The 19,098-nt window shown below is 49.0% G+C and carries 19 protein-coding genes; 8 read left to right on the plus strand and 11 right to left on the minus strand.

The window, feature by feature from the left end:
• Positions 1–4: 4 nt before the first annotated feature.
• The 3 genes from IB214_RS00190 (at position 5) to nlpA (ending at position 2,511) form a co-directional block, all read left to right on the plus strand.
• Positions 5–421, plus strand: a complete 417-nt coding sequence (locus tag IB214_RS00190) for a GNAT family N-acetyltransferase (RefSeq protein WP_117342587.1) — start codon at positions 5–7, stop codon at positions 419–421.
• Between the two features lie 220 nt (positions 422–641).
• Entirely contained in the window at positions 642–1,568 is a 927-nt protein-coding gene (locus IB214_RS00195) for an Rpn family recombination-promoting nuclease/putative transposase (protein ID WP_117342586.1), read from the plus strand.
• A gap of 124 nt (positions 1,569–1,692) precedes the next feature.
• Positions 1,693–2,511, plus strand: a complete 819-nt coding sequence (gene nlpA, locus IB214_RS00200; RefSeq protein ID WP_117342585.1) for a lipoprotein NlpA — start codon at positions 1,693–1,695, stop codon at positions 2,509–2,511.
• A gap of 28 nt (positions 2,512–2,539) precedes the next feature.
• Here nlpA and IB214_RS00205 read toward each other — a convergent pair whose 3' ends face one another.
• Both IB214_RS00205 and IB214_RS00210 read right to left on the minus strand, forming a co-directional pair.
• Positions 2,540–3,442: a carboxylate/amino acid/amine transporter gene (locus IB214_RS00205; RefSeq protein WP_115257137.1), complete on the minus strand. Its 903-nt coding sequence runs from the start codon at positions 3,440–3,442 to the stop codon at positions 2,540–2,542.
• A gap of 26 nt (positions 3,443–3,468) precedes the next feature.
• Positions 3,469–4,413, minus strand: coding sequence for a LysR substrate-binding domain-containing protein (locus tag IB214_RS00210; protein WP_117342584.1), 945 nt, complete (start codon positions 4,411–4,413; stop codon positions 3,469–3,471).
• Positions 4,414–4,560: 147 nt separating this feature from the next.
• Between IB214_RS00210 and IB214_RS00215 the strand changes: the two genes are divergently transcribed.
• The gene (locus tag IB214_RS00215) at positions 4,561–5,337 is read left to right on the plus strand and encodes an SDR family oxidoreductase (RefSeq protein ID WP_115257139.1); all 777 of its coding nucleotides are present in this window, start codon (positions 4,561–4,563) and stop codon (positions 5,335–5,337) included.
• Positions 5,338–5,376: 39 nt separating this feature from the next.
• On the opposite strand, the gene IB214_RS00220 is transcribed toward IB214_RS00215, so the two are convergent.
• Positions 5,377–5,682, minus strand: coding sequence for a putative quinol monooxygenase (locus tag IB214_RS00220; protein ID WP_117342583.1), 306 nt, complete (start codon positions 5,680–5,682; stop codon positions 5,377–5,379).
• Position 5,683: 1 nt separating this feature from the next.
• Positions 5,684–6,691 carry a zinc-binding alcohol dehydrogenase family protein gene (locus IB214_RS00225; protein ID WP_117342582.1) on the minus strand — a complete coding sequence of 336 codons (1,008 nt, stop codon included), beginning with the start codon at positions 6,689–6,691 and terminating at the stop codon, positions 5,684–5,686.
• 112 nt (positions 6,692–6,803) lie between these two features.
• On the opposite strand from IB214_RS00225, the gene IB214_RS00230 reads away from it, so the two are divergent.
• Both IB214_RS00230 and IB214_RS00235 read left to right on the plus strand, forming a co-directional pair.
• Complete coding sequence (locus IB214_RS00230; RefSeq protein WP_117342581.1) at positions 6,804–7,721, plus strand: LysR family transcriptional regulator; 918 nt, start codon at positions 6,804–6,806, stop codon at positions 7,719–7,721.
• Between the two features lie 245 nt (positions 7,722–7,966).
• Entirely contained in the window at positions 7,967–8,806 is an 840-nt protein-coding gene (locus IB214_RS00235; RefSeq protein ID WP_223240284.1) for a helix-turn-helix domain-containing protein, read from the plus strand.
• A 77-nt stretch (positions 8,807–8,883) separates the two neighbouring features.
• Here IB214_RS00235 and IB214_RS00240 read toward each other — a convergent pair whose 3' ends face one another.
• From IB214_RS00240 to IB214_RS00255, 4 genes are all read right to left on the minus strand, one after another.
• Positions 8,884–9,831, minus strand: coding sequence for a fimbrial protein (locus IB214_RS00240; protein WP_115257143.1), 948 nt, complete (start codon positions 9,829–9,831; stop codon positions 8,884–8,886).
• Positions 9,822–12,164 carry a fimbria/pilus outer membrane usher protein gene (locus IB214_RS00245; RefSeq protein WP_244207859.1) on the minus strand — a complete coding sequence of 781 codons (2,343 nt, stop codon included), beginning with the start codon at positions 12,162–12,164 and terminating at the stop codon, positions 9,822–9,824. Before IB214_RS00245 ends, IB214_RS00240 begins: the two co-directional genes overlap by 10 nt.
• Before the next feature lie 143 nt (positions 12,165–12,307).
• On the minus strand, positions 12,308–13,015 hold the full coding sequence (locus tag IB214_RS00250; RefSeq protein WP_117342579.1) for a molecular chaperone: 708 nt from the start codon (positions 13,013–13,015) through the stop codon (positions 12,308–12,310).
• Positions 13,016–13,082: 67 nt separating this feature from the next.
• The gene (locus IB214_RS00255; protein ID WP_117342578.1) at positions 13,083–13,658 is read right to left on the minus strand and encodes a fimbrial protein; all 576 of its coding nucleotides are present in this window, start codon (positions 13,656–13,658) and stop codon (positions 13,083–13,085) included.
• Between the two features lie 433 nt (positions 13,659–14,091).
• Between IB214_RS00255 and IB214_RS00260 the strand changes: the two genes are divergently transcribed.
• Positions 14,092–14,742, plus strand: coding sequence for a LuxR C-terminal-related transcriptional regulator (locus tag IB214_RS00260; RefSeq protein WP_117342577.1), 651 nt, complete (start codon positions 14,092–14,094; stop codon positions 14,740–14,742).
• A gap of 65 nt (positions 14,743–14,807) precedes the next feature.
• Here IB214_RS00260 and IB214_RS00265 read toward each other — a convergent pair whose 3' ends face one another.
• From IB214_RS00265 to IB214_RS00275, 3 genes are all read right to left on the minus strand, one after another.
• The gene (locus IB214_RS00265) at positions 14,808–16,304 is read right to left on the minus strand and encodes a C69 family dipeptidase (RefSeq protein WP_117342576.1); all 1,497 of its coding nucleotides are present in this window, start codon (positions 16,302–16,304) and stop codon (positions 14,808–14,810) included.
• A gap of 327 nt (positions 16,305–16,631) precedes the next feature.
• Complete coding sequence (locus IB214_RS00270) at positions 16,632–17,096, minus strand: hypothetical protein (protein ID WP_117342575.1); 465 nt, start codon at positions 17,094–17,096, stop codon at positions 16,632–16,634.
• Entirely contained in the window at positions 17,093–17,866 is a 774-nt protein-coding gene (locus IB214_RS00275) for a winged helix-turn-helix domain-containing protein (RefSeq protein WP_117342574.1), read from the minus strand. The genes IB214_RS00270 and IB214_RS00275 overlap by 4 nt, the downstream gene beginning before the upstream one ends.
• Before the next feature lie 572 nt (positions 17,867–18,438).
• On the opposite strand from IB214_RS00275, the gene IB214_RS00280 reads away from it, so the two are divergent.
• A complete protein-coding gene (locus IB214_RS00280; RefSeq protein ID WP_117342573.1) occupies positions 18,439–19,056 on the plus strand; it encodes a helix-turn-helix transcriptional regulator in 618 nt (205 codons plus the stop codon).
• Positions 19,057–19,098 lie beyond the last annotated feature (42 nt).

Here is a 19,098-nt window from a genome sequence, read left to right on the forward strand (position 1 = left end):
TAGAATGCAGATACAGATTACGGATACGGTTACCGAAGACGATCAAAACGCGCTGCTTACTGGCCTACGGGCTTACAACTTCCCGTTCCTGAAAACGAGCAATTTCGGCGATTTGGCGGTCTATTGGCGCAATGAACACAATGAAATACAGGGTGGGCTGATCGGCAAAATCAAAGGTGAATGGCTGTGTATCGAGTTTTTGTGGATGCATGAATCCCTGCGTAAAGGGGGTTATGGCACGAAGCTGATTCAGGCAGCAGAACAGACGGCTCGCGAGAGAGGATGTCTGCATGCGCTGGTTGATACCCTGAGTTTCCAGGCGCTACCGTTTTATCAAAAGAACGGCTACCAGCTGCAATTAACCCTCGAAAATTTTCCGGAGCAAGGGGCTGCGCGCCACTATTTATCGAAAACGTTTTGATGACCGTCACAGCCGGTTATGCGTTTCAGCAGCCCGTGTAGGCCCGGTAAGCGTTAGCGCCTCCGGGCATTTTTGCGAACATCATTCCCTGAAAATGAATACATTACAGTAGTGTGTATTTATCTCCCAAAGCACCTCGCAGGCTTAAACGTTGCCTGATGTGGATTATGCGATAGGCGAGTAAGGTCCCGTCATCTTGTAATGCAGGTGATGGATCGCCATGAAAAAAAGCACGACATCCACGCCGCATGATGCGGTGTTTAAAAGGTTTTTAGCCCACCCGGAAACGGCGAGGGATTTCCTGGATATTTGGCTTCCTGAATCGCTACGCGACCTTTGCAAGCTGGACACGCTGAAGCTTGAATCCGGCAGTTTTGTAGAGGAAGACCTGCGGGCCAGCTATTCCGATGTACTGTGGTCTCTGCAAACAACGAAGGGTAATGGCTACATCTATGCGCTGATTGAACATCAAAGTTCGCCGGATGCCCACATGGCATTTCGACTGATGCGCTATGCCATTGCCGCGATGCAGCGTCATCTCGACGCCGGGTATAAAACGTTGCCCCTGGTGGTGCCGATACTTTTTTACCATGGTGTGGAAAGCCCATATCCCTTTTCGCTAAGTTGGCTGGATGAATTTGCCGAGCCAGAGATAGCGCGGCAACTTTATGATGCGCCTTTTCCGTTGGTGGACATCACCGTGGTGTCTGATGATGAGATTATGCAGCATCGGCGGATGGCTCTGCTGGAGCTTGTTCAAAAGCATATCCGTGAGCGCGACCTGACGCCTCTGGTGGATAAACTGACGGTCCTGCTTGTTAAGGAACACGCTAATGACAGCCAGATAGAAACGCTGTTTAATTACTTGCTACAGTCTGGTAGTGCGACCCGTTTTGAGGTGTTTATCCGCAGGCTTGCCGGGCGCGTTCCCCAACACAAGGAGAGATTAATGACGATTGCAGAATGCTTACGTGAGTCGGGGAGAAAAGAAGGAAAGCTTGAAGGAAAACAGGAAGGAAAGCAGGAAGGAAAGCAGGACGAAGCGTTGCGGATTGCACATGCCATGCTTGAAAAGGGTATCGATCGCGACCTGGTGCTACTGATTACCGGGCTATCCATTGATGAGCTTATGGAACACTCTGACTAATCTCTCTTATTTCCGTTATGCCTTTTTCTTCTTGCTGATGCTTTTTCGTTTTATAAACCGCAGCGGCCTTCCCGCTATAGTCATTTCATTACTCAATGGGCGGTTAATTCAAAAGGATAAAAACGTGAAGCTGAAGAAACCCTATTTCGGGGCCGGGACCGCGGTATTGCTGGTGGGATTATTGCTGGCAGGTTGCGACCAGCAAAGCAGTGATACAAAACACATTAAAGTCGGCGTGATTAACGGCGCAGAGCAGGATGTGGCGGAAGTCGCGAAGAAGGTGGCCAAAGAGAAGTACGGACTTGATGTTGAGCTGGTGGGATTTAGTGGTTCGTTACTGCCTAATGATGCAACTAATCAGGGTGAGCTGGATGCCAACGTCTTCCAGCATCGTCCGTTCCTGGAGCAGGATAATAAAGCGCATAACTATACGCTGGTGGTGGTGGGCAATACCTTTGTCTTCCCGATGGCCGGTTATTCGAAAAAAATCAAAACGGTCGATCAACTGCAAGACGGTGCGACGATTGCGATACCTAACGATCCCACTAACCTCGGGCGTGCGCTGTTGCTGCTGCAAAAAGAAAAATTAATCACGCTGAAAGAGGGAACCGGTCTGCTGCCGACGGCGCTGGATATCACCGATAACCCGCGTCATCTGACTATTATGGAGCTGGAAGGCGCGCAGTTGCCGCGCGTGCTGGACGATCAGAAAGTAGACGTGGCGATCATCAGTACCACCTACATTCAGCAAACCGGACTTTCGCCAGTACATGACAGCGTGTTTATCGAAGATAAAAACTCGCCGTACGTGAATATCCTGGTGGCGAGAGAAGACAATAAAAATGCCGAGAACGTAAAAGAGTTCCTGCAATCTTATCAGTCTCCGGAAGTCGCAAAAGCGGCGGAAAAAATCTTTAACGGCGGCGCGGTACCTGGCTGGTAATACCCCTCTGTAGCCGCGCCGCTCGGTGTTATACCGTTCGGACGCGGCGACGGGAATCCATTGAAATCAGCACTACAGAAGAGAGGATCAGCAGCGTGCCCAGCCAATCAGGCAGGGTAAACGTAATCCCTAACAATAACAGCGACAACAGGGCGCTGCTCAACGGTTCCGCACAGCTCAAAATACTCGCTTTCGGTCCGCCAATCATCTGCGCGCCTTTCAGATACAGGCTAAACGTTAGCGATGTGCCGATCACCACCAGATAGAAAAACGCCAGAATCAAACTGCCATTGACCACGAAGTCCGTTCCCTCTCCGGCATAGAACGGGAGCAGGATCAGGCCACCTATCAACATACTCCAGCCAACGATCGGCAGCGTACCGTAACGGGCGATAAGCGTAGAGGGATAGGTGGTATAGAACGCGGCGGCAAAGGCGGAGGCGATCCCCCAGAACAGCGCGGCAGGTGAAATAGACAGCGAGGTTGGGTTGCCGTGAGTCACCAGCAGGAATGTGCCGATAAGTGAAGTCAGAATGGCGGTGAGCACTAAAATGCCGGGTCGCGCTTTACGCGCTACGGAGAACCACGCCACGATAATAGTTGGTGACAAAAATTGCAGTACCGTTGCGGTGGCGGCGTTGGATTTTTCAATGGTCAGTAGAAAAGTCAGCTGTACGGTGAGCGCGCCGACCACAGAAAAGATCAGCAGACTGATGGCATCTTTGCGGTTTTTGATGATCGAAAAGACTTTGTCGCCGTGCACAAACGAGAGCATCAGCAGAATGAGTCCGGCGAAAATCAGGCGCGTCATGGTTAAAAACGGCGACGACATCTGGCTTTGCTCCATGATGTACTGCGCGCAAACGCCCGAACTTCCCCATAATACGGCGGCAATCAGGACGTTCATCATCCCTCTTCTGGTGGAACTCATTATTCCCTCGGCATGGTTGTATTGTCTTATTTGTGTGCAGGTATCATATCAGAGATGGTATGGATCTCTGCCTGCACATCCGCCTTTAGCCAGTCATTAAAGATTTTCACCTCAGGGCGCATAGCCGCGTGCTGTGGCGTGACGATGTAGTATGACCATGCCAGGGGCCAGCGGACGTTGGGATGAAGCTGGACCAGTTGTCCGTCAGTAAGAAGTTGTTGCACCAGCGCGCGGCGCACAATGGCCACACCCTGACCACTGAGTGCTGCCAGAATCACGGTGGCGGTGGAGTTGATGTGCAGCCCGCTTTCGCGTGCGGCGGGAGCATGGGTAGCATTCAGAACATCATCCCAGGACGGAAAATTGGCACCGTGGTGGGGGGTATCATCATGGATCAGCTTCTGTGTGGCCAACCATTCACCACAGGATATTTTTTCTGTTGGCACGAGGAGCGGGCTGCAGACCAGAACGGCCTCTTCATCCATCAACCTGGTTTTGTTGACGCCTGGCCAGTCACCTTTTCCGCAGCGCACACCCAAATCCGCTTCGCTGTGGGCGACATCCATTAATTTTTCCGTCACGTTCAGGCGTAGTTCGATGTTTTCATGCGCCTGCGAGAAACGGTTGAGACGACTCATCAGCCAGTTCATTACCAGTACCTGAGAGGCGGTGATGATTACCACCGAGCGTGCCCGACGACCGCGCAGTTTATTCAGCCCGGATTCGAGGTTATCCAGTCCTTGGGTAATGTCGCGTAATGCGTCCTGCGCTTCACTAACCAGCGTGAGGCGCTCTTTACCTGAACGGGATCGGTGTAACAGCGGATGGCCCACCCAATCTTCCAGTGCGCGTACCAACTGTCCGACTGCGGCGGGCGTTACGCCCAACTCCTGCGCAGCGCCGGTAAAGCTGCCATGGCGGGCGGTGGCCTCAAAGGCGTGCAGCCATTTTAGTCGATTAAGTAAACGCATCTGGTTCTGTTCCTTCTGATTGGCAGTTCTCAGTATACGCCTGCGAGATAGATTTTCTTTCTGGTGTCGCTATTTCTTCTCATTCGTCATCACCTCTGCCGGGTGGCATCTTTAGCGCATCAAGGAATTTTTGAAACGAGGTTAACGATGAAAGCATTATTTGCCGGACAAAAACTGTTAGTGGTGGGCGGGACCAGTGGGATGGGACTTGAAACTGCGAAACTGATCCTGAAAGAGGGTGGACGTGTGGTGCTGGTCGGTAATCGTGCCGATAAAGCTGAGCAGGCGCGTCAGGCGCTGGCGGCAATGGGTGATGTCGCGGTCATTGCCGCGGATCTGATGTCAGAAGCCGGAATGCACCAGGTGATGGATACGGTGAATACCGAACACCGCGACATCAGCCTGCTGGTCAATGCGGCCGGGGTTTTCTTGCCGAAACCATTTATTGAACATGAGGTTGCGGATTATGATCTGTACATGAGCCTCAACCGCGCAATGTTCTTCATTACCCGGGATGTGGTGCGCAATATGGTGGCGGCAAAGATAAATGGTGCCATTGTGAATATTGGTTCGATGTGGGCAAAACAAGCGATAGCGGCGACGCCCTCTTCGGCCTACTCGATGGCAAAAGCGGGCCTGCATGCCTTAACGAAAAATCTGGCCATTGAACTGGGGGGCTGCGGTATTCGCGTTAATGCCGTTTCTCCAGCGGTGGTACACACACCTATCTATGAAGGGTTTATTCCGAAAGAGGATGTGCAGGGGGTGATGAGCAGCTTTGATAGCTTCCATCCGACAGGCCGGGTTGGGACGCCAGTTGACGTTGCAGAAACCGTCGCATTCCTGCTTTCTGATAGAGCGGGTTGGGTGACCGGGGCTGTCTGGGATGTGGATGGCGGTGTGATGGCGGGGCGTAATGCCTGACTGAATATCCCCCGTGTGGCGGGGGATTTCATCAAGAGATTAAGGCGCAATCGGCGTCAGATAATCCAGACGCAGCGGCTCGGCCAGCAGATCGTTCATTTGCAGGATAAACGTCTGGAAATGTGGCAGGGCAATATGTTCGTCTAGGCCAGCCTGACCCCGCCAGGATTCGCGTACGTAAAATACATCCGGCGTATCGCGCAATTGAAACAACGCATACTCAATATTGCCTGGTTCCCGACGCGTGGGTAGCAGTAAGGCCTGCAGTGCCTGTTTCAGGGCGTCGGTTTTCCCATGTTTGGCTTTCAGTACCGCAATAATAGAAATCACTTCAGTGTCAGACATATTAAAACCCCTCCAGAACAATTTTGCCTACCGCACGACCGGTTTCAATTTGCGCATGGGCTTTTTGTAAGTTCGCCGCAGAAATAGTGCCCAAATGCTCTCCCAGAGTAGTACGGATCGTCTGACTGTCGATCAGTTGCGCCACGCGGGTCAGTAGCTGGTGCTGGGCAATGATGTCATGGGTTTCGAACATTGAACGGGTAAACATAAATTCCCAATGCAGTGAAATGCTTTTTGCTTTTAGCGGACGAGCATCAAGGAATTCTGGGTCGTCAATCAGTGCCAGTTTGCCCTGTGGGGCCAGGGCGCTAATAATCTGCTGATAGTGCTGTTCGGTATTATTCAGGCTGGCAACGTGTGTGACCTCTTTAACTCCAATTCGTGCCAGCTCTTCGGTCAGCGGTTTGCTGTGATCGATCACATGATGCGCACCTGCTTCACGCACCCATTTCTGGCTTTCCGGGCGCGATGCTGTGCCAATAACGGTCATTTTGGTCAGTTTACTCGCCAGTTGAGTCAGGATAGAACCGACGCCACCCGCCGCACCGACGATCAACAATACGTCGCCTTCGTTGCCATTTTCTGCAACACCCAGGCGGTCGAACAGCATTTCCCATGCGGTGATGGCCGTCAACGGCAGGGCGGCGGCAGAGGCGTTATCCAGCGATTGCGGCTTCAGCGCGACAATGCGTTCATCAACCAGCTGAAATTCGCTGTTACTGCCCGCCCGACCTAGCGCGCCGGCATACCAGACTTCGTCGCCCGGTGTGAATAACGTTACGGACTCGCCGACGGATTTCACCACGCCCACCGCATCCCAGCCCAGAACACGCGGGGTATCAGCGCTGAATCCCTCGCGAACTTTGGTATCAACAGGGTTAACGGAAATCGCTTTCACCTCAACCAGCAGGTCATGCCCTTTGGCAATGGGCGTTGGCAGGTCAATCTCTTGTAAATATGCGATGTTACTGCCGTCGGTTGCGGCGTGGGTAATGGCGATGGCTTTCATAATCTCTCCGGTTACAGGATTCTGTTTATCTGTTGAATAATTCGATGGTAAACCGGCATCAGAACGGGAAAAATAGCCTCACGGCGACAGGACTTATACTCGGGGAGTGAAAATGTTCCGGCTTGAAGATCTCACGTTGTTTGTCCGCGCCGCGGCGCTTAACAGTTTTAGTGATGCGGCGCGCGAAGTCGGCGTCCAGCCGGCCCAGGTCAGTTCCGCCATCAAGCGCCTGGAGTCCACGCTGACCATACGCTTGTTTGCGCGCTCCACGCGTAGTCTGCGGTTGACACCGGAAGGCGAGGTCTGGTTGCCCTATGCCCGCCAGATGCTGGACGTGATGCATGCCGGTCTGCAGAAAATTCAGACACCCGAGGATGAGATTTCCGGCACGCTGCAAATTGCGGTGCCGTCCGATCTCGGGCGTAACCTGCTGCTGCCTGTTTTTCAGTCATTTCGTCGTTGCCACCCCGCCCTGCGCCTGCGGGTCTTTTTCTCCGATCAGGTGACTGATGTGTTTAAAGATCCCGTCGATGTCGCGTTTCGTTATGGTAATACCGAGGATGCGTCTTACATCGCACTGCCCGTGGCTCCTGGTAATCGACGCGTGCTGGTGGCTTCTCCGGGGTGGGTTACGCAGCACGGTGAGCCGCAAAAACCAGATGATTTAGCGTCGTTAAATGCCATGACCTTCGTCTTACGCGGGCGACTCCATGACCGCTGGACGTTTACGCGCAACGGTGAGGTCAGCAGTGTGCAGGTCAACAGCACGTTTATGAGCGATGACGCCGAAGTGATCCGTCGTCTGGCGATTGCCGGTGAGGGGATTGCGTATAAGTCGTGGCTGGACGTGAGTGAAGATGTACGTGACGGTCGTTTGCAGTTGCTGATGCCTGATTATCAGGGGGAAAAAGTCCCGCTAAATATGATTTGCCCGCACCGAAAACAGCTTTCAACGGCGGTGCGCCTGCTACACGACGCCGTGAAGGCGCGGTGTGAAACGCTGATGATGCTTCCCTCTGAGCGTCGTTAACCGTCAGCGCTTCTCCGCAGCCATTAAGTATTAATAAATACCGAACTTAACTATATTAAAATGGTGTATTTTGCGTATAGTTTTACGTGGGGTATGTATATTCGTTTAAATTTGTTTGACGCGAATAGTGCACATTGCTATACAACGTAAAAATAGCCTTCTCTAATATCGGGTTATTTGTTTATCCCGTTATCCCGTTTTCAAAGGTGGGCACGGATGCTTTTTTAAATGGAGATAGAGAAGGTATGTTGAAAGCAATGACGATTAATGACGTCTTGTTTTATATCGAAGAGAATTACGTCACAGGTGTTGATATAGACGACCTTACCCGTTTTTCCGGGTATAGCCGAAGACATATTCAGGGAATGATAAAACAGCGAATCAATATGCCGGTAGGCCTCTATATTCGCAAGCGACGGATTACCAAAGCGGCCTCTTTGTTACGCCTGACGATGATGGATATCATCGATATTTCGGTGCGGCTAGGGTTCGATTCACAGCAATCTTTTTCCCGTGAATTCAAAAAATTAACGGGTTGTACACCGAGAGAGTACCGTAAAAACACGAACTGGGATCTCTCGCCGCTGCTGTCGTATGCGCAACACGGCGATACCATTATCGATAAACCACAGCTAAGGACGTTACCAGCTGATGTTGTTTCCGGGTTTCAGTACCGCTATGATTCGCCAGTCCCGCCAACCGAGGACTCACACCTCCAACGTCTTAACCTAATATTCGATCAGCTTGCCAGTTTAAAGCAAGATGTGTGGGCGCTTACCGATTTTGCGCCCCATCCCAGGTCGACGACGCGACTGAAGATTAGAACCATTATTGGCAGCAAGAATCATCATGCGCTGAACGCTTATAACCGCTATGAGTACCCTCCGGGGGAATATGCCTGTTTTTCATTCATATTTAGGAAAGATGCCTATCCATTGTATTCAAAATATATTTATTTGAAATCAATGCCGGAGTTGAAATTAAAAAGAAAGCCCGGTTTTGATATTGAAGTGTTTCGCTATCATCCACAAGATGTTATCAATAAGACAATTATCTGTGAGCACTATATTCCGTTAGACCTATGACGATCGGACATGTCCTGATGAAAAAGGCTCCACTTTCGTGGAGCAAAGACCATGCTGCACGTCTTATTTATCGATGGTTATTCATATTCCGCATTGAAATACAACACGGCGCGAACCCTCCCGGGGCTGACGTTCCTTTCCGTTTGATAATATTGTGCATGAAAAGGAATAGTGTATTTCCCCTTATCCTGATGTGTTAACGGAAATGTGGACTGCTGATTAAAGTTGATAGGGTTTTGTTGTTGATCTAAAACTTGAATGCCGATTCCTTTTGCACCGTTGGGGAGAATATTGGGTAAGACGCCAATGTTACGATCCTGTCCACTATAGAGGGTGCTCCAGCGCAAGATAACCCGGGCTGGCGTGGAGAAGTCGTTCTTACAAAGCAGGTCGATAGAAAACGGTTTTCTTGCCGTTGTGCTGCCGTGACGCTTAAAGTGCTTCAGCGGTACATCGGGCAATTCTACGTTGATCGTGCGGTTACCTTGCACCTTACAGGAACGGCTGAGCAGCGTGATATATTTTGCCGGTAGGACGATATCCACCACCGGCTGCGACTGCGTTTCACTTTTTATCTGCAGATTCAATGAGCCTGACGAAGAGGCAGCAGGAAGGCTGCTGTCCAGCTTAATCAATTCAATATTGATCTTGCTGTTTTTAAACTCGTCCGGAGTTGCCCTGAACGCTGATGGCCACTGGATGGTGCGTCCGGTTGACGTTTCCAGAGAGACTTTCAGACCGATACCGCTTACGTTGCTGCGCAGGATGCCGGGTAAGGTTGCTACCGACCGATCGCCCATCACCTGAGCGGTAAACGGCAGGCTGTTTGTGCATTCCGTCCCCTGAACATTGGGAACCAAAATCGTACGTGACTGAATCACGCCTCCGGACTGAACAGCACGCTTCACTGTGACGGTTTCCGGTGGGACAATCATTTTTTGCGAGGCCAGTGTGCATGCAGCACTAGCCGTCTGATGAATGCCCAACGTAATACCCAGAATAAAAGCAGCCCGTATTAGCGGCATGTGGCCTCCTGGCTTTTTAATACGATCGTACATTTCCTGTTTTCCACGGAAACAAACACGTCCGGTGAGGTGGTTTCATCAATATAGAGCGCACCGCCTTGCCCGACATAGCCAACATGGTTATTGGTGCGGTCGCGGATAATGGCGCCGAACGGCAATTTCTGCTGGTCTGAAAGGCGGGGATAAATAATCGTCTGTCGCTGCAATTTTGTTTCAAAGATGACGGGTACGACGTTGCCTTCGTAAGGCGCAACTTTTCCCTGGGTTTTGCTGAATGTCAGGCCGTCAGCGGAGCCTTTTGGATCGATCATCACGTCATTAACGCGCCACGGGCGCAGCCACGGCATAATGGCATAACCGTTTTTATCGAAGCGGGTTCCTGGCACGCCGTCCAGATGTGCGCCATTGGCATTCGGTGCGTAAACCAGTGCGACGGTATCAGAGCGCTCTGGTGAGAAGGTGATTCCCTTCGCGTGACCGATCATCATCCCGCTCATCCCTCCGCTGATCTGATGCCACGAGTTGCCCTGGCTCCATGTTCCGTTTATTGAGGTGTAAGGGGTGCGGATCATTCCGTTGGCGCCCCATTCTGCATCGCCACCGCGAGCGTAGCCGGTGTTGACTCCCCATACGATATTATTTTCATCATCGGAAGAGGTGGTGAAACCGAGGCGCGTATTGCTGGCTTTTCCGTTATTCGCGTAGCTGTCAGACGAAATCTGTGTAAATCCGGCGTTGTCTCGTGGCAGAAAATAGCTTAACGAAAGCATGATTTGATCGTCTTTGGTGACCGAACCGTGATCATCCTCATTCCAGAGTCGTTGTGCTGATATGTTCCAGGTCAGATTACCCCATGAGTTTGTGTAGCCCACGGCATACTGGCGATAATTGTCCTGTTGATCCCAGTACTTTTTAAGTGAGCCGGACAAATAGAATGAGCCCCAGGTGTCTGATAACGGTTGATTGATGCTGACGCTATACGACTGTTTCTCGCGTAATGAGCGAAAGGGGTTGTCAGACTTTTCGGCATCCAGTGCGTCCAGGGCATCGCGCTGGCCATAAAAGTGATGTGAGCTGTATTTAGCTTCCAGCCAGAGCGAGGTTTCAGACCAGGCCAGAGTTCGATTCCAGGTCAGACGGTACTGCTGGCCCTGATGGCGGTCATCATCAAGATGCAGGCGTGATTGCGTAACATCAATGGCGAATGCGCCAAGTCTGCTGTTGAGGCCGCTACCGAGCTGCGCTGACTGATAGCGTTCAAACCCGGATGCGCCGCTGTACAAGGTGAGAAAGTTGTTCAGGCCATACTGCCAGTAAGCCTGAGCAGCAAACGGGTCGTCATCATTGTTATCTTCATCAACGGTACCCATGGCCACGCCATAGCGTGAAACACCGGGTTTGAGCAACTGCGGGACGCTGGCGTAAGGCACGGTGAAGCGACGGATACGTCCGTCAGACTCCTGAATGGTCACCAGTAGCTCGCCCCCAGTATTGGCGGGCAGCACGGACTCAATCGAGAATGGCCCGGCTGGAACGGAGGACTGGTGAAGAGTCTGTCCGTCCTGAGTGATGGTTACCCGGGCATTGGTTTCTGCCACCCCGCGAATGACTGGAGCCCAGTTCAGCGTGCTATCCGGGCGCATTAAATCCTCGGAAGCCAGCCCCACCCCAAGAAGAGCAATGCTGTCGAACATCTGGCTGTCGGTATAAAACTTCCCGGCGCTGAACATGGATCCCAAACCGGGGAGTGGTCGTTTTAACGTCGTGCGGTTATTGGCGTAATGGCTACCCACCTTGCTGTCCCAGTTCTGACTGCCAAAATGCTCAAGCAGCCACCCTCCAGCGGAGCCGCGGATATCCATCCCCAACCACGCACTGTCCGTGCTGGCGTGATCGTGACCCCGCTGCTGAGTGCTGTAATAATCTGCGTTGTAACCGAAATTAATCGCTGGGATCCCCGGTTGCCATAATTCAGGTTGAACATAATTGCTGTCAAGATTCTCGACATAGGCCTGTGGGATGGTGATGCGTAGCTCAAGCTGGCTGGTGTTGAGCTGCTCGTTGGCTTTCCCACTTGGGTCCCATTTGGCGATGCTGGCGCAGCGTGAGGGATTCGCGGCCAGCGTATCATTCATCTTACTTGGGTCGATGCCCACACCTTTAAGAAATTGCCCCGAGTAACAGCTGACTAATTCCCCGCGGTCATTTTTTTCAAATAACAGCTCACGACGTCCGCGCCAGTTATCGTTGATATATATATCGACTATATACTGGCCCGGTAACAAGCCTGCCGCATTAAAAGAACGCAAATCATTAAGAGATGCGTTGCCCATCAGGACGGCATTATCAAATTCATAGCGAGTATTGTTTTCTGCGTGGAGTGCAACTGAATATAATGAACTCTGTAAAATGATAATGCAGGGCAGGGTGAATATCCTTTTACATAAACCCATTTTGTCTTCCTTTCTATCCCTTTCTATTGATTAATGGTGGTCTTGAATTCCACAACGCTGCCGTAATCACTGACTGCCTGTAAAAAGACTGCTTCGCCGCGTCTGACATTGTGCTTTGCGGTAATAGTGCTGCTGCTTTTAGGGGCTACCATCACGCCTTCGCGCAGAAGTCCATTGCCGGAAGCCGTTACGATATCCGCAACCGTAATGAAAAAAGGTGTTGGGTTGACCAGCGTGATATCACCGTTGTTAGCGAGAATTTGCATCTTGCTTTCAGCATTCTGCCGTTCACCTAAGCCCGCGGGACGCCAGAAAAATTTAAAGCGTGAGCGAATGGCTAAGTTGAGCATCGACGAATTCTCCGTGACTTTACTTTTATCCACGGAGGGAATATCCAGAATGTTTAACCACCATAGCGACTCGCGATCTGTGGCGGAAATACGTCTATCGGCTGCTTTTTTGATTCTCAGCGACTGCCCATTTCCCGCGTCAACGCGGGCAATCGGTGGTGAGATAATAAATGGTGTGGTGATGTCCTCGGGAAGTTTCTCCGGATCGCCTTCATCCAGCCATATCTGCGCTAGCGATGGTGAGTTTCCCGTATTGGTCATATGGATGGTGATTTCTGCAACATCTTCAGAGTAAATAAACCGGGTACCATTAACAATAATATTATTCGCGTGCGCAGCATACATTGAAAATAGGGCCAATAAAGAAAAAATAATTTTCATAAAACCTCTATAAAAATAAATGCCATGCACTGGGTATTATGGCACCAAGTGCGATGGCATTGCGTATTTAGAGATAGGTAATGCTATAGTTTGCCTGAGCGCTCACAGAGCCAGCAGTGGCTCTATCAAGAATAAAAGTTTTACTTGGCATAATATAACCTACGTTAAATTTATAGGTTAGGATAGATATATCACCTTTAATGTAATTTTTTTCCGGTTCAAATCTCAGGTCATTGTCGTGAAGATTAATTTTATTACCTTTACTATCACTTAATAGTAATGCTACGTTTATCGCCCCGTTGAGACTCGTGTTTTTAAGGTATCCATCGTCAGTCAATATATTTCCCTTGCCCCATGCCAGTTTCGGCACTGCCTTTTCATGGATAAAACAGTCAGTTACCTGGATGCTAAATCCCTGAACTTGTACCGTATTAGTTTTTTTTATAAGTGTATTTAGTACGGGGTTGAGTTTTACGTGTTTATCTTTATCACCACTCACTATTTTACAGGAGTTGGCGAAAACTTGTCCGGTAAAAGTAACTTTTCCGTGTGACTCCAGGCCAGGTCCGAAGCCACCAAATGCCATAGCTGAAGGAATGGAGACTGTACATGCAATTAACGTTACTAAAGATAATTTACTCATAATGTGTTCCTCATGTAGAGATACAGCGCCTCTGATATCATTGACATTGCTGTTGACACATAGGGTATATATGTCCAGCCAGGCTTACGCTCCATATGAATTATGTAAGAAATGCTGGAGTTGTATATGGTAAATTAAACGTATTTCACTCAGGAAATGATATTAAGAGTCGCGGAGAAAGATGAGTTGTCATAAAATATTATCATCTATCATGTTTATAATATACGTCTGGCTCGTGAAAGTGTTGATATCAAAATGTGATAGATAACAATAGTCAATAACTCGAAAAAACCGAACATTTATATTGCACAATTAGCTAAATTTTCATAACGCAATCAGATTATCTTTAATCTTAAGTCATTACGCGACGTTGATTTTGTATACCATAATGCCAGGGAAGTATTTTCACTCATCATTTGAATGAAGGCCATCTATGCTTAACATGGACAGTAAGATCATACTGATTAGCAACCAGTCGATACAGACACAGCTCTTGCTGGATTATCTCAATAAGAAAGTCGGTATTCTTGTTGATTTTATTAATATTAATCGACCGGATATGTCGTTTATCTGTGATGGAAGCATTATTCTCTATGATATTCAGGCATCCAGTCAAAAAATTAAAAAAGTATGGTCAAGATTGCTCAATGATAATCAATATCACGTACGGATCTACATTATCAATTACCTGAGATCGCTGTCGCTGTATGACTGCATGTCATGGCCGAATTTCGAGTCCGTCATCCCCAGCAATTGCACCATCGAGCATTTGCTTAATGTGATTAAAGAAGGTTATCAAACTCCCTGCTCAGAACCAACGCACACTCCGCTGCAAGAAAATATCGGTTTCACGCAACCCGATAACGATGCTTGGCTGCTAACGGAGAGGGAATATGAAATCCTGACTGAACTGTCGAAAGGGGCATCTAATATGGAGATTGCTTATGCCTTTTTTATCAGTGAAAACACAGTGAGAACGCATATCTATAATATCTTCAAAAAGATCGCCGTGAGTAATCGAACCCAGGCTGCCTGTTGGGCAAACACCCATCTCAGAACCCCGATGCTGGATGAACTCCCCTGATCCTGATTGATGTTGGCGCAAAGCCGTCGTGTCTGCTTTGCGCCAGATGATTATCGTGCGGTGACTCAGTCTTTTTTGGCTGCGTTAGCAAAGAAAATATCAGACTGAATATCTTTAGTGCGGATAGTGAACAGCTGATTCGTCAGGTCTTCCGTCAGCTTCTCGGCGTCGGCCATGATGCGCAGGTTGAAGTCATTCAGCATTTTATCTGCGGCAGGCTTATCGGTTTTCGCCATCTTCAGATATTCGGCCTCAACCTCTTTTTGCTCCTGTGCAACCTTGTCTTCCCACGCTTTGTAGGCTTTTTTGACGATGGGCGCGAGCTTAGGATAATCGGTCATAGTCAGCGTCTGTAATTTACGATACTTCCAGTAGATGGATTGATCGTCTGCTTTATCCGTCCCCATCGTATAGTTGGCCGGATACGCCTTCAGTCCACTGTAGTAAGGAACAAAGGCGGTAAGATCGGCCATACCGAGGCCAATGTAAGTTGTTTCACCAATTTCTTTTGGCAGCCACGGACGGACCTGCATCACGTGGGCCTCGTAGGTGCGGAATACGCTGACAGGACGCCACGGTTCTTTGCCGTTCAGACCGTTGGTGTACGGATCATGGCTGGTGCCTTCATAGTGGCTACGCAGCACTGACTTCACATCATCCAGCGTCATCTTCTTCTCCGGCTTCAGGAATACCGGGAACTCGCGGCCTGCGGCCATATCCTGATTGACGGAAGGATTAAACGTTTTCTGGATGGTCCACACGCGAGGGTCGTTATAGGTACGGTCACGTACATCATCGCGGGTATAGACTGTGGAGAAGTTGAATTTGCCGTCTTTGGCCTTATCGTACAGACCTTTTTCGCTGGCGAATTCAATCAGGTTTTTCGACGCCATCATGTTCGGGTCTTGTGGATCGTAATCCTGTAAACGTCCCTGGTTACCGGTGGCAAAATATTGATTATTTGGCAGCCGCTGTGCCATCCACTGGTGACCGCTACCGGTTTCCAGATACCAGATTTCTTTATCATCCACGACGGCAACGCCGAAACCTTCACCTGCGCCGACGGTTTCAACGATATGCCCCAGCAGGGCCACCGCGTCACGTGCGGTTTTGCTCTGTGACAGTAAGATGTCTGGGATATCGTCTTCGGTGATCCCTTTATCTTCAACGTACGGGTCAACGGCCAGCGCCTTCGGTGAAGCAAAAATAGATTCTGTCCCGCTGACGCCAACGCCCAGTTCGTTAAAACCGGTGGCTCCGTGTAGCTGGGTTTTCCAGTTAGGCACGGTGGTATAACGCAGTGAGTTTTTCGGCAGCGGCCAGGTAAAATCATTCGCACCATTATGTGCTTTGGTGCTGTATACCCCGGTCTGGTTCTGTTTCGCTGGATGAATCAAAAAATGCTGTGCTTTCAGCGCGTCGCTGTCTGCACTACGGGCCACCAACATCGAGCCGTCCGCCGAGGCTTCATTGCCGACCAGCAGGGTCGTACACGCAAAACCGGATGAAACAACCGCCAGGTTTACTGAAAGTGCAATCAGGCACTTTTTAAAACTAAACATTATGTATCCCTCATAAGTACGCCATAAGTACACCGGAAACACACCGTTTCCTTAATGCGATCACGTCAGTACTGTCAGGCATGGCTCGCCAGAGAGATAAACGCCCCTGCCCACGTTATCTCCGCATATCCATCCGTCGATTAAAGTCTTCTGGACGCTCTAACACGTCCATTTCGCTTGATTTTTACGCAGTGGATATCGAGGTATTCAGGATGCTTCCTGATTCGGGGAGAAGAATAGCAATGGCTTATTACTGGATTCAGTGACCCATGTCGCGTAAGTCAGTGATGATAAATGTGAATGCTGGATTTAAGTGAAATTACGATATTATCTTTTGCGGCAATACAGTGAGGGAACATTCGACGTCGCAAAAATCCACGCGCCTTTATACTCCTCCATAACCAGGCTCAGGCCTCGCCCGCTCTGGCGATAAAACCCTGGCAATGTGCTGTTAATATCATCTTCATCCGCTGTATCGGCGAAAGTTTTGACCACCTGCATCGTCTGCAGCACGCGGGCATCGCGCTGTTGGGTGTAGATAAAATAAATGTTCCTGCTGACGTCCGTGGTGTGATGTCCATACAGCCTGCCGTTAATGGTCGCCAGCCCTTCATGCTGGTACATCCGGTACGACACCGTGCCGGTAAAGCGTTTGTCACCAATATTCCACTCTACGTTGCCGACGCAATTCAGTGGTTGTTCGGCATATCGCGAATGCCATAGCCAGGCACCTGAACCGAGAACCGTCGCCAGCCCAATACTGACCAGAATAATCGTGCAGGTTTTTTTCATTGCGCACGCATCCAGTAATAATGGCTGGTACAAAACGCAGAAGCATCCGTTCGTGCGTCTTTATCACAGACAAAGGCGACCACTCTCTCGGCTTTGCGGTAACCGGCAAGGAACACATAATGGTTTTTTTCACAGAGAGAGGGATGCGATTGCATCAAATTGAAATAACCGTCCAGATTGTGTTCATTCGGTGAATAATAAATTTTGCAGTTTTGATTTGAGGGAATTCGCATGGAAATAGAGACGAAGGCGTTAAATGGCATCGCCGGGCGTTTCTGATACCACACCAGCCAGATAACCAGGGTAGCAATAAGCACGCTGAGGGTAAAAATAATCCCCCATCGTGGGATCGGCGTTGTTTGTTTCGGTGAGGGCACTATTGTTACGGGTGTTGTGTTTTCTTCAATCACTGGCGGTAAGGAAACATCACTTTGTGTGTGCGTTATGACTTCTACCTGCGTATTTTCCGTTAATCTTAGCCCTCGGCGAGAAATAGTTTTTACCGTGTCACGAGGCAGCCCTACTTCCTCCAGCGCTTTACGCAGCGTCAGGATTGCCTGATAAAAGGTATTGGTTGTGGTGACATTATTGCGCTCCCCCCAACCCACTTTTAGCAGCGTGTTCTGAGAAACAATTTCATTTGGGTGCGTAATTAAATACAAAAAGCAGAGTGAGGCTGGCAGTTGCAGTTGAATCGACCGCCCGGTCTGCTGGTTAACCAGACTTCTGTTATCAGGATTAAATTCGACCAACTGATTGATAAGGTACAATGCCCGGCCCTCAGTAACAAAGACGTATCACGGAGTGCCGTTGACACCCCCTTTAATTCTACATACAAATCGCAAAGACGCCTCGGTCTTTGCACATCATCAGTGATAAAGTTCTTAGGTGACGAAATAAAATCATTAAAATACAAACGGATAGCATAGATAAATCTTAGGTGAGAATGAACTAAGGTTAAGTAATGAGAATTCATTACAGATTTATCAGAATTACCCTTATATTTATTCACCACGCCGCCAGAGTGATTAAAATATCGGATTAATGTTACTGATAATTATCTCTTGTGTCGGTTTTTTAGCAAATAGTGCTATGTGATTATTTATCCTGGTGCCGTGATTTATGTGCAAAATTCCTAATGTTATGGTTATTTGTCTGAGAAAAGATACGCATATACTGATTGGTATCAGGTTATTTACCATCCGTATTAATTTGCTGATAAGACTTTATAACATTTTTAATGACTGAATTTAATTGACTAACGGGGCGCGCGTAGCGTGTCGATTGACACATTTATTTACCAGTGAAATATTGAAGGAAAAAATTACAGGAGTTGTTTTTGATGAAGAGAAAACCGCCACCAAATGTTCGTTGCATAAGTTGTGAATTATCCTGCTCTTTATTTCCGCAGCCTGCGGTACGCGCACAGTATTGTCACCGTGCTACTTTTGCTATCTGGCCTGAGGGGAATCGTTTTTTGAAAGCAGGGATCGTTGAAAAACTTCTGCTTAATAATCAAAATCATTTGTCCCAGGGCTTTATTTTTGTCGACTTTTCGTTCCCGAATCTGCGCTTGTTCGCCGATCCGCAGTGGGTTGACCGTTTAGCCCGTAGCGGGATGCGTATTGTCCTGCTCTCTGACCGGAATCTGACACCGTTAGCCAATTACTGGTTGTCGAAAAGCAGTTACATACAAGGCATTATTTATTCTGACGATGACGATATTGTTCAGCATCAGAAGATTCACCGACTGTTCACAGGTCACCTGGCTAACAGCAAGCGTGGACGATCATTAAACTACACGGAAATGATATTGCTGAAGCGTTTTATGTCGGGGAAAAGTATTCAGCAAATCACCGTCACAGATAATATCGATATTAAGAAAATTTACGTCTATAAACTTCGGCTTGAAGAAAAGCTGGGACATAGTATTCATAAAATAATCTCGAATATTTTATAACTGTTTTTCATTTTTATTATTTCCACATTATTACGATGTGGT

This window comes from Citrobacter sp. C1 (assembly GCF_014596895.2).
Taxonomy (GTDB): domain Bacteria; phylum Pseudomonadota; class Gammaproteobacteria; order Enterobacterales; family Enterobacteriaceae; genus Citrobacter; species Citrobacter gillenii.